The sequence below is a fragment of the Citrobacter sp. wls827 genome (assembly GCF_005280875.1).
Lineage (GTDB): Bacteria > Pseudomonadota > Gammaproteobacteria > Enterobacterales > Enterobacteriaceae > Citrobacter > Citrobacter youngae.
This window is the reverse complement of sequence record NZ_SZWR01000021.1, coordinates 305193-315590: the sequence shown is the minus strand read 5'-3', so window position 1 is coordinate 315590 and position 10398 is coordinate 305193. Positions and strand designations below refer to the sequence as shown.

General features: G+C 52.0%; 10 protein-coding genes and 1 pseudogene. 7 read left to right on the top strand and 4 right to left on the bottom strand.

The window, feature by feature from the left end:
- The 4 genes and pseudogenes from FDX03_RS18685 to clcB form a co-directional block, all read left to right on the top strand.
- A pseudogene (locus tag FDX03_RS18685) lies at nucleotides 1-90 on the top strand (dimethyl sulfoxide reductase subunit B); the annotation flags it as partial.
- A gap of 1 nt (nucleotide 91) precedes the next feature.
- Nucleotides 92-946, top strand: coding sequence for a dimethyl sulfoxide reductase anchor subunit family protein (locus tag FDX03_RS18680; RefSeq protein WP_048211715.1), 855 nt, complete (start codon nucleotides 92-94; stop codon nucleotides 944-946).
- A gap of 42 nt (nucleotides 947-988) precedes the next feature.
- Entirely contained in the window at nucleotides 989-1603 is a 615-nt protein-coding gene (dmsD, locus tag FDX03_RS18675) for a Tat proofreading chaperone DmsD (RefSeq protein WP_137346386.1), read from the top strand.
- A gap of 120 nt (nucleotides 1604-1723) precedes the next feature.
- Nucleotides 1724-3031: a voltage-gated ClC-type chloride channel ClcB gene (gene clcB / locus FDX03_RS18670; RefSeq protein WP_137346385.1), complete on the top strand. Its 1308-nt coding sequence runs from the start codon at nucleotides 1724-1726 to the stop codon at nucleotides 3029-3031.
- Here the strand turns inward: clcB and bioD are convergent.
- From bioD to FDX03_RS18655, 3 genes are all read right to left on the bottom strand, one after another.
- Nucleotides 2987-3682, bottom strand: a complete 696-nt coding sequence (bioD, locus tag FDX03_RS18665; protein WP_005121161.1) for a dethiobiotin synthase — start codon at nucleotides 3680-3682, stop codon at nucleotides 2987-2989. The genes clcB and bioD overlap by 45 nt on opposite strands.
- Nucleotides 3683-3806: 124 nt before the next feature.
- Nucleotides 3807-5027 (bottom strand): sugar metabolism global transcriptional regulator Mlc, encoded by a 1221-nt coding sequence (gene mlc, locus FDX03_RS18660; RefSeq protein ID WP_048212588.1) that lies wholly within the window; start codon nucleotides 5025-5027, stop codon nucleotides 3807-3809.
- A gap of 128 nt (nucleotides 5028-5155) precedes the next feature.
- On the bottom strand, nucleotides 5156-6055 hold the full coding sequence (locus tag FDX03_RS18655; protein WP_048211718.1) for a LysR family transcriptional regulator: 900 nt from the start codon (nucleotides 6053-6055) through the stop codon (nucleotides 5156-5158).
- Nucleotides 6056-6162: 107 nt separating this feature from the next.
- Between FDX03_RS18655 and FDX03_RS18650 the strand changes: the two genes are divergently transcribed.
- A complete protein-coding gene (locus FDX03_RS18650) occupies nucleotides 6163-7416 on the top strand; it encodes an MFS transporter (protein WP_137346384.1) in 1254 nt (417 codons plus the stop codon).
- A gap of 35 nt (nucleotides 7417-7451) precedes the next feature.
- Here the strand turns inward: FDX03_RS18650 and FDX03_RS18645 are convergent, their stop codons facing one another.
- Entirely contained in the window at nucleotides 7452-8138 is a 687-nt protein-coding gene (locus FDX03_RS18645) for a type II CAAX endopeptidase family protein (RefSeq protein ID WP_061067869.1), read from the bottom strand.
- A 173-nt stretch (nucleotides 8139-8311) separates the two neighbouring features.
- Between FDX03_RS18645 and FDX03_RS18640 the strand changes: the two genes are divergently transcribed.
- Nucleotides 8312-9799 carry a carboxypeptidase M32 gene (locus FDX03_RS18640; protein WP_137346383.1) on the top strand — a complete coding sequence of 496 codons (1488 nt, stop codon included), beginning with the start codon at nucleotides 8312-8314 and terminating at the stop codon, nucleotides 9797-9799.
- A gap of 137 nt (nucleotides 9800-9936) precedes the next feature.
- Complete coding sequence (gene asr, locus FDX03_RS18635; protein WP_048211722.1) at nucleotides 9937-10377, top strand: acid resistance repetitive basic protein Asr; 441 nt, start codon at nucleotides 9937-9939, stop codon at nucleotides 10375-10377.
- Nucleotides 10378-10398: the final 21 nt, after the last annotated feature.

The window sequence follows — 10398 nt, the reverse complement described above, 5'->3', positions numbered from 1 at the left end:
ACCAAACCGAGCATCGTCATCAAACCAAATGCCAATAGCCGCCCGACCGGGGATACCACGGGTTATCTGGCTAATCCGAAGGAGGTCTAAAATGGGAAGTGGATGGCATGAATGGCCGCTGGTACTGTTCACGGTTCTGGGCCAATGCGTGGCAGGCGCGCTAATCGTCAGTGGGCTGGGTTGGGTTGCCGCCAAAGACGATGTTGTAAGGCAGCGCATTGTTCGCAGTATGTTTTTTCTTTGGCTGGTAATGGGAATCGCATTCCTGGCCTCGGTTATGCATTTGGGGTCTCCGTTACGCGCATTTAACTCACTGAACAGAGTCGGTGAATCAGCGCTAAGTAATGAAATCGCCAGCGGTTCGCTGTTTTTTGCCGTCGGTGGTTTATGGTGGCTGGTCGCTTTTCTCGGTAAAATGCCTGCTGCATTAGGTAAAATATGGCTGTTGGTAAGCATGTTGCTGGGCGTGGTGTTTGTCTGGGCGATGACCAACGTTTACCAGATAGATACCGTACCGACCTGGTATAATGGTTACACTACGGTGGCCTTTTTCATGACCATGCTTCTGAGCGGGCCACTCTTTGCCGCCCTGCTGTTGCGTGCTGCTGGTGTTCCTTTTAATGCCAACGTGTTCGCGGGAATAAGCGTGCTGGCGTTACTGGTGAGTGCAGGTGTGATTGTCCTGCAGGGACTTTCCCTCGGCACAATCCACAGTTCGGTGCAATTCGCCAATGCGCTGGTACCTGACTACGGCCGCTTACAGGTGTGGCGCATCGTCTTGCTGGCCGCAGGTCTTGGGTGCTGGATATGCCCGCTTATCCGCCGTAAAAACCCGCATGCCGCTGGGCTGGCGTTAGGTTTAATTTTAGTCCTGGCCGGTGAAATCATTGGTCGTGGTTTGTTTTATGGTTTGCATATGACAGTCGGAATGGCTGTTGCAGGTTAACTCTCGGGTGCGGGGCAACCCGCACTGTTCAGGATTGTTTGCATGACCCATTTTTCACAATGTGACAACTTTTCAACCGCAGCGCGCGTTCTGGGCGCGTTGTTCTTCTATGCGCCAGATAGCGCTGAAGCATCTGCGATGGTCAGTGCGTTAAAAGCTGATGGCTGGCAAGCACAGTGGCCGCTGCCGGAAGCTACGTTGTCGCCACTGGCTGCACAAATGCAGACAGATAGCGATGAAACGCTCCCACAAGCCTGGCAACGTTTGTTTATCGGCCCCTACGCTTTGCCATCCCCGCCCTGGGGTTCGGTCTGGCTGGATCGCGAAAACGTGTTGTTTGGTGATTCCACGCTGGCATTACGTCAATGGATGCGCGACAACGGCATTCAGTTTGCGCTGCAACAGAATGAGCCAGAAGATCACTTTGGTTCGCTGTTACTGCTAACCGTCTGGCTTGCCGAAAATGGCCGCCACACCGAATGTGAGCAATTGCTGGCCTGGCATCTACTGCCGTGGTCGGCTCGCTTTCTCGATGTTTTTATCGAGAAGGCGGACCATCCGTTCTACCAGGGGTTGGGTAAACTGGCACGCCTGACGCTGGCACAATGGCAGTCGCAGTTATTAGTTCCGGTGGCAGATAAACCATTGTTTCGTTAATGTCACCCACGGGCAGGACAGTTCCTGCCCATTTCCCGCTAAGTTTCGCACGCTGAGCTTTTGCTTCTGCGGCTAATTACCCGCAAAATAAGCCGTCTGAATATTCCTGTCTGGCAACCCATGCATCGTTTACATGCTTATCCTGACCTACGCACTCTGTTTCGGCGTCTGCTGATCGCCGCGCTGATTGGTATCCTTGCAGCCCTGGCCGTTGCAGGATTTCGTCATGCGATGCAATTGCTTGAATGGCTGTTTCTGAGTAACGATACGGGAAGTCTGGTCAATGCCGCGACAAATCTGCCGCCGTTCAGACGCATGCTGACACCTGCGCTCGGTGGTCTGGCGGCAGGACTCTTGCTCTGGGGCTGGCAAAAATTTAATCGTTTACGCCCACAGGCCCCCACAGATTATATGGAAGCCCTGCAGACTGACGGGCAGTTCGACGTCAGCGCAAGTCTGGTGAAATCACTGGCCTCTTTGGTCGTCGTGGCGAGCGGTAGCGCCATTGGTCGTGAAGGAGCAATGATTTTATTGGCCGCATTGGCGGCCTCATGCTTCGCACAACGCTTCACACCGCGTTCGGAATGGAAATTATGGATTGCCTGCGGGGCTGCTGCTGGTATGGCCGGTGCGTATCACGCTCCGTTGGCGGGTAGCTTATTTATTGCCGAAGTGCTGTTTGGCACGTTGATCCTCGCCTCATTAGGGCCGGTGGTTGTCTCCGCCGTCGTCGCATTGTTAACCACCAATGCGCTTAGCGACAGCAACGCGCTTAGCGACAGCAACGCGCTACTGTATACCGTTCATCTGACACGTGAACTGCATGTGCTGGAATATGTGATGATTATCAGCACGGGTCTGTTAGCCGGTCTCTGCGGACCTCTTTTTATGTGGCTTATGACCACCAGCCACAACGGCTTTTTGCGCTTAAAACTCGCACCACCAGGCCAGTTAGCCCTAGGCGGGTTGATCGTTGGCCTGTTGTCGCTACTTACGCCTGCGGTCTGGGGCAACGGCTACAGCGTGGTACAGTCGTATTTACTCTCTCCGCCTTTGCTCGCCGTCATCAGCGGAATTTTCATTTGCAAATTGCTGGCCGTACTCGCCAGTAGCGGTTCAGGAGCCCCCGGCGGCGTGTTTACACCAACGCTGTTCGTCGGTTTGTCGATCGGTATGTTACTGGGTCGGGTATGGGGATTCTGGCTTCCGGGGGCGGATGAAATAGCGGTACTGTTGGGCTTAACAGGAATGGCCACGCTGCTGGCGGCGACGACCCATGCCCCCATTATGTCGACATTGATGGTCTGTGAAATGACCGGGGAGTATCGACTGCTCCCCGGCCTGTTGATCGCTTGCGTCGTGTCGTCAGTGCTGTCGCGAACGTTACGCCATGACTCTATCTACAGACAACACGCTGCCGAGCATTGACAGACGAATATACTGAGAAAGCTCGCGCTGCTCGGCACGTGGCAAATAAGGCAATTCACCCATCAACGGTGCCGGTAATTTTTTGCTTAGCACGTCGATGATTTCGGCATAATGCGCCAATCCGGGGTTAATACGGTTCGCTACCCAGCCAATCAACGGCAGCCCGTCACTGGCAATCGCCTGTGCGGTGAGAATGGCATGGTTAATACAGCCTTCCTGAATGCCCACCACCATCAGAACCGGGAGTTGCTCCTGTACTACCCACTCTGATAACGGACGCAGATCGTTCATCAGACTACGCCAGCCACCTGTACCTTCAACAACAACGTGATCAACCTTCTCACTCAGGCTTGCAAGTCCATTGGATAACAGGGTGTAGTTAACCGGACCACTATGCGCCACGCTGCTTTCGTCTTCGCTCAGCGCGATAGGGTTAATCGCCTCGTACGGCAGTTCGATGGATGACACACTTTGCAGCACCAGTGCATCTTTATTGCGCATACCCTCCGGGGTCTCTTTGCTGCCTTTGGCGACGGGTTTGTAACCCGCCACACGTTTACCCCCTGACGCCAACGCTTGTAGTAATGCGCGGGAAACCACGGTCTTCCCAACAGAAGTGTCTGTACCTGTAATAAAGAAACGCTTCAGCATCACTAACTCCACCGTATGCTCTGAAAATATAAGTCAGGAAAATAAAACAGTGGAGAAAGTCTAAAGTATGACGGCCAGAACCAGCTTGAGATAGCGCAATTTTTCGTACAACAGTTAAAAAATGTTAACCCTGTAATAGACGAATCAACAAAGAACCGTTATACATCGCGTCTTTAACGAGAGCGGCCCCCGCCATCGTCCCCTGATTAGAAAATTGCGTACTTTCGACAACAATGTGCTGGCTGTAGGCCGGAAGCGCCTGTTGACGAATGCTGTCAGCAATCGTCGGGAACAAAATGTCAGCAGCTTTACTGAGTGGAGATCCTATCAATATCTTTTGCGGGTTGAACAAATTCACCATGATGGCCAGGATACGACCGACATGTGTCCCAACGCCGTTAATAATATCTTTCGCCAATAAATCGCCCTGCATGGCCGCCTGACACAGTGCGTCTACCGTCAACGGTTGTCCGTGCAGAGAGGAGCTCATTGACTGCTTCAGTCGCACCTGCGCCAGTTCCAGCACGCTGTCGACGCTGGCGATCGTTTCCAGACACCCATGATTACCGCAGTAGCACCGTTTGCCGTAAGGGTCCACCTGCGTATGACCTATTTCGACCAGGCTGCTGCTGCCTGCATGCAGTAAATGACCATCAGTGATCACCCCTGCACCCACGTTGTGATCGATGACTACCTGAATAACATCACGCGCCCCGCGTGATGCACCAAACAGCGCCTCGGCCATGGTCCATGCGCTGATATCGTGCTGAATGTATACCGGCACGCCGGTATGCCGCTCCAGCGTTTCGCCGAGCGGCATCTCTTTTACGTCATCATAGAACGGCATACGATGTACGATACCGTTCTCTGTATCAATAATGCCGGGTAAGGTAATCGCGATGGAAGTTAGGCGTTCGAGTTTTTGCTGGTGACGAATAAAAAACTGATCAACTTGCGCAACAACCCGTTCCAGTAACGATGTCTCGCTGACCAGCGCCATTTCAAGACAATCCTCGACCACCAGTTTGCTGCTCAGATCGCGCAGCGCCAGGAAAATCTCGCCACGACTAATACGAATAGAAAGGTAATGCCAGGCTTCTGTTTCGACAACCAGCCCAACCGCCGGACGTCCGCGGTTACCGGCTTCTTTTATTTCCAGCTCCTGCACCAAATGCGCTTCCAGCATTTCTCGGACAATTTTGGTTATACTGGCAGGCGCCAATTGTGCCAGGCGAGAGAGATCAATACGCGATACCGGTCCCAGCTGATCAATCAGACGATAAACCGCGCCCGCATTGGTCTGCTTAATTTGATCGATATGCCCAGGCTGACTATCAGCAACCACCACTTACTCCCTTTATTTTCGCGCTCCGAAATAATCTGTAGACTATGGTGAAGCACTTCAATGGTTTCCGTCAACTTTTTGCTTAGCCTTGTGATTTACTGCACATTTTCGACCATTTTTAAACTAAATTAACCGCGCTGCACTGCGGCTAAAAGCTGCTGGCGAAAACGCTGCGCAGCGTGGCTTTGTTCATGATGCTTCGGCCACACCAACCACATTTCGGAGACCGCATCGTCTTCGGCAATAGGGATCCAACACATTTCATACAATTGCACCCGTTTAAAAGAGGCGGGCAAAATGGAAACCCCCAACCCTGCGGCCACCAGTCCAATGATGGTCATCGCCTCACCGACCTCCTGGGCGATGGTTGGTTTCAGATCATAACGGCGCATCAGGCCGAGAATATCGTCATACAACCCCGTTCCAACATGCGGATCAAAAAAGACAAACGGCTCGTTTGCCAACTCCGCCAGCGTCACCACCGGCTTTTGCGCCAGAGGATGTGCGCGTGGGATCATCGCCATCAGCGGCTCATGCAAAATGACCTCCCGCGCCAGCGTGTCCGGTAGTTGCGTATTGCGCAGGAGCCCTAAATCCAGTGTTCCCTCGTTGAGCGGGGCAATTTGCTCGCGCGTATTCATTTCACGGGTTTGCATATGCACCGCAGGATAGCATTGGCGAAAAAGAGACAGCGTATCGGACACGGCCTTAATAAACGGGGCTGATGACGTAAAACCGATGCGCAGTTCCCCCGACTCCCCCAGGTGTAATCGCTCAGCACGGGCGGCAGCCTCATTTACCAAGCCCAGGATTTGCCGACTGTCCGCCAGAAACTGTTTTCCGGCAGCGGTAAGCGCCACGCTGCGGTTAGTCCGCGCCAGTAGCCGTGCACCCACCTGCTGCTCAAGAATCTGAATCTGCTGGCTCAACGGAGGTTGCGAAATATTCAGTCGTGCCGCTGCACGACCAAAATGCAGCTCTTCCGCAACTGCCACAAAGTAACGTAAATGACGCAGTTCGATATTCATATCTTTAAAATATTATTTGAGATTATTAATATATTAGACAGAATATTGTGATTTTCATACTCTTAAGGCTGGTCCTGTAGACGTAATTGGATGAGCAAGGATTTCAAGTGAGCCGTACAACAACTGTCGATACCGCGCCAACAAGCGATGTTGATGAACAGATAGTTACCCCGCCGGATGGTTTTATCAAACGCGGAACATCCCCATTTATGCGCGTCACGCTGGCGCTGTTTTCCGCCGGACTGGCGACTTTTGCCCTCCTCTATTGCGTACAACCCATACTGCCTGTGCTTTCGCACGAGTTTGGTGTCTCTCCTGCCAGCAGTAGTATTTCGCTCTCCATTTCAACAGCGATGCTGGCAATAGGGTTACTGTTTACCGGCCCACTTTCCGACGCCATAGGCCGCAAGCCGGTGATGGTGACCGCGCTGCTGCTCGCCTCTTGTTGTACGCTCCTTTCAACAATGATGACCAGTTGGCACGGTATTTTAATCATGCGTGCGCTGATCGGACTGTCACTGAGCGGCGTGGCGGCCGTGGGAATGACCTATTTGAGTGAGGAAATTCAGCCAAGTTTTGTTGCATTTTCAATGGGCTTATACATCAGCGGAAACTCGATTGGTGGTATGAGTGGTCGTTTGATTAGCGGCGTGTTTACTGACTTTTTTAGCTGGCGAATCGCGCTGGCGGCTATTGGCTGCTTTGCCCTCGCCTCCGCGCTAATGTTCTGGAAGATCTTACCGGAATCACGGCACTTCAGACCGACATCGTTACGGCCTAAAACGTTATTTATCAACTTCCGTTTGCACTGGCGTGACAGAGGACTTCCACTGTTGTTCGCAGAAGGGTTCTTGCTGATGGGGTCGTTTGTCACACTGTTTAACTACATCGGCTACCGTCTGATGCTGTCTCCCTGGGCGCTGAGCCAGGCTGTCGTCGGTTTGTTGTCTGTGGCTTATCTTACCGGCACCTGGAGCTCACCAAAAGCCGGTTCCATGACCACCCGTTATGGGCGCGGCCCGGTAATGTTGTTCTCGACGGGCGTGATGTTGTTCGGGCTAATAATGACTCAGTTTACCTCGTTATGGCTGATTTTTGCCGGTATGTTGCTCTTTTCAGCCGGCTTTTTTGCGGCGCATTCCGTGGCAAGTAGTTGGATCGGGCCGCGAGCCAAACGCGCTAAAGGCCAGGCCTCTTCACTGTACCTGTTCAGCTATTACCTGGGCTCAAGCATTGCCGGTACACTAGGGGGTGTTTTCTGGCATAGCTATGGCTGGAACGGCGTGGGCGGGTTTATCGCACTGATGCTGGTGCTGGCGCTATTGGTTGGTGCCCGATTGCACCACCGTCTGCACGCATAATCAATGATGCCCGAAAACCGGGCATCATAAACGTCTCACGATAACATAAACGTCTGGGCGCTAATCTGCAGAGCAATTACCGTACCGTTCATCAAAATATGTAGCAAAATCGGCATCAGTAAACCGTTACTTTTCAGCCTCGCCAGGATCAAAACCTGGGACACAATAAACAACATCAATAACGTTCTCAGATCCACATACTGTGTATGCATCACGGCGAAAATAGCCGACACCACCACTGACGACAATCCTGTTTTATTATTGAACCAGTACTGAAAGGCATTGAACAGGCAGCCCCTGAAGATGATTTCTTCATACACGGGTGCAATAAATATCAGCGTTACACTGGATAACCAAAGCGCGTAGCTGTTCAGTGAGACCTGGCTTGTCACCCATTCTTCGGTCTTTCTGATCCCCAATACCCAGGGCAGGACCAGCTGCACAATCAGCAGCGCAACAAACAATATGGCAAACCACCGGGCGTTGAATGTTCCTTTCCCGAGACCGTCTCTTTTTCTAAAGAAAACGTAATACAACGGCACCAGGACGACGAATTCCAGTGTAAACAGCAGCGGGAAAAGTAATCCTTTGGCGAGCAAGTCGTGACTGGCAGGGAAAAATAATGGGGAAAATGTGAGGCCGAACATCAACAAAAACATAGAGAAACAGCCAGCCACCGCTTTTGTCCTTGCGATATATTCGTTACTGACTTCCTGTTGCACACCTGCTCCTTGGATAAAATGAAATGTTCTCGTTATCTGAACAATACACGATCATGATAAAAAGTATCATTATCATTGACAAGCTACCAAAATTCCCATGCCTATGATGAATGGGTTAATTTGCGAAATCGCGTTAGACTCTGAAATCTGGTCCAACAGAACGAGAACAAAAAATGAGTAACAGCGATAATTACCATCAACTCACCCGTACGTTCCAGCGCCTCTCTCGCTTCTCCCACCTCTCGGCAATAGCCAGTTGGGACATGTTTACCATGATGCCGCCTGGCGGTAGCAAAGCCCGGGGTGAAGCGCTGGCTGAACTGAGCGTGCTTGAACATCAACTGTTAACCGATGCCAATGTGGCAAAGTGGATCGCCGCCGCACAGCAGGAAGACCTGAACGATGTCGAGCAGGCCAATCTGCGCGAAATGTTACGGCTACATCATCAAGCGTCCTTGCTACCCGAATCACTGGTAGAAGCGAAATCACTGGCGGGCAGTCGTTGCGAACATGCCTGGCGCAGCCAACGCCCGGCCAATGACTGGGAAGGGTTTGCTGAAAACCTGAAAGAGGTGGTTAAGTACAGCCGCGAAGAAGCCCGACTGCGTGCAGAAGCGAAAGGATGTTCGCCCTACGACGCATTACTGGATGTCTTTGAACCAGAGATGACCAGCGCCCGGCTGGATATTCTCTTTGCCGACATCAAGAGCTGGCTACCCGAATTGCTCAATAAGGTAGTGGCAAAACAATCACAACAATCGCTTATCGCCCCCACAGGTCCCTTCCCGACTGCAGTTCAGCGTGAGCTGGGCCTTGAAACCATGGCGCAGTTAGGTTTTGATTTTACCGCGGGACGCCTGGACATCAGTGCACATCCGTTCTGCGGCGGCGTACCGCAAGATGTTCGGATTACCACCCGCTACGATGAAAACGAACTGCTCAGCGCGTTATTTGGCGTCATTCATGAGACAGGTCATGCGCGTTATGAGCAAAATCTACCTCAGAACTGGTCAGGACAACCTATTGCCCTGGCACGATCAACCGCCATCCATGAATCTCAGAGCCTGTTCTTTGAAATGCAATTAGGCCGCAGCCCGGCGTTTCTGAAACGGTTAATTCCCGCAGTAACCCGACATTTTGGCAATCAACCCGCCTTTGAGGAAAGCAATTTCATCGCCTGGAACCAGCAGGTCAAACCGGGCTATATCCGCGTTGACGCTGACGAGGTTAGCTATCCTGCTCACGTGATCCTGCGTTATGAAATCGAGCGCGCGTTGATTAACGGCGACATTGAGGTCGATGACATTCCTGCCTTGTGGAATGAAAAAATGCAGGCCTGGTTAGGGCTCTCTACGATCGGGAACTACCGTAACGGCTGTATGCAGGATATCCACTGGACCGATGGCGGTTTTGGCTACTTCCCTTCGTACACATTGGGGGCGATGTATGCAGCCCAGCTTTTCAGTGCAGCTAACCGTGCCTTGCCAGACTTAAACCACGCCATTGCGCAAGGAGATTTTAGCGCCTTGTTTGACTGGTTGCGCCAGAATATCTGGCAACATGGCAGTCGTTTCACGACCGAGCAGCTCATTACCCAGGCAACCGGAGAGCCGCTGAGCAGCCGCTATTTCCGCGCCCATCTGGAAGCCCGCTATCTGTAATCGTAAACCGTGAGTCATTGTACAAACGGTTACACGTCGAAACCAATGACTCACGGAAGCCCAGAGATTACAGCGATATAGTTATTTCAACGGCCCCGCAGTGGGGTTGAATGAAAAACCAAATCGAGGGTATGAGAATGAAAAAAGTATTAGCTCTGGTTGTTGCCGCTGCTATGGGTCTGTCTTCCGCTGCATTTGCTGCTGAAACAACTGCTACTACCGCTCCGACTGCTGCTGCGACCACGAAAGCCGCACCGGCAAAAACCACTCATCATAAAAAACAGCACAAAGCAGCTCCGCAGAAAGCGCAGGCTGCCAAAAAGCACGCTAAAAAATCCGCAGCTAAACCGGCTGTAGAACAGAAAGCTCAGGCTGCGAAGAAACACACCAAAAAAGCAGCAACCAAGCCAGCTGCAGAGCAGAAAGCTCAGGCAGCCAAAAAACACACCAAAAAAGCAGCAACTAAACCAGCTGCAACCAAACCAGCCGCAGAGCAGAAAGCTCAGGCCGCTAAAAAACACACCAAAAAAGCAGTAAAACACGAAACCGCTAAACCAGCTGCTCAACCGGCTGCATAAAACATCTGTAGTAACCATGGC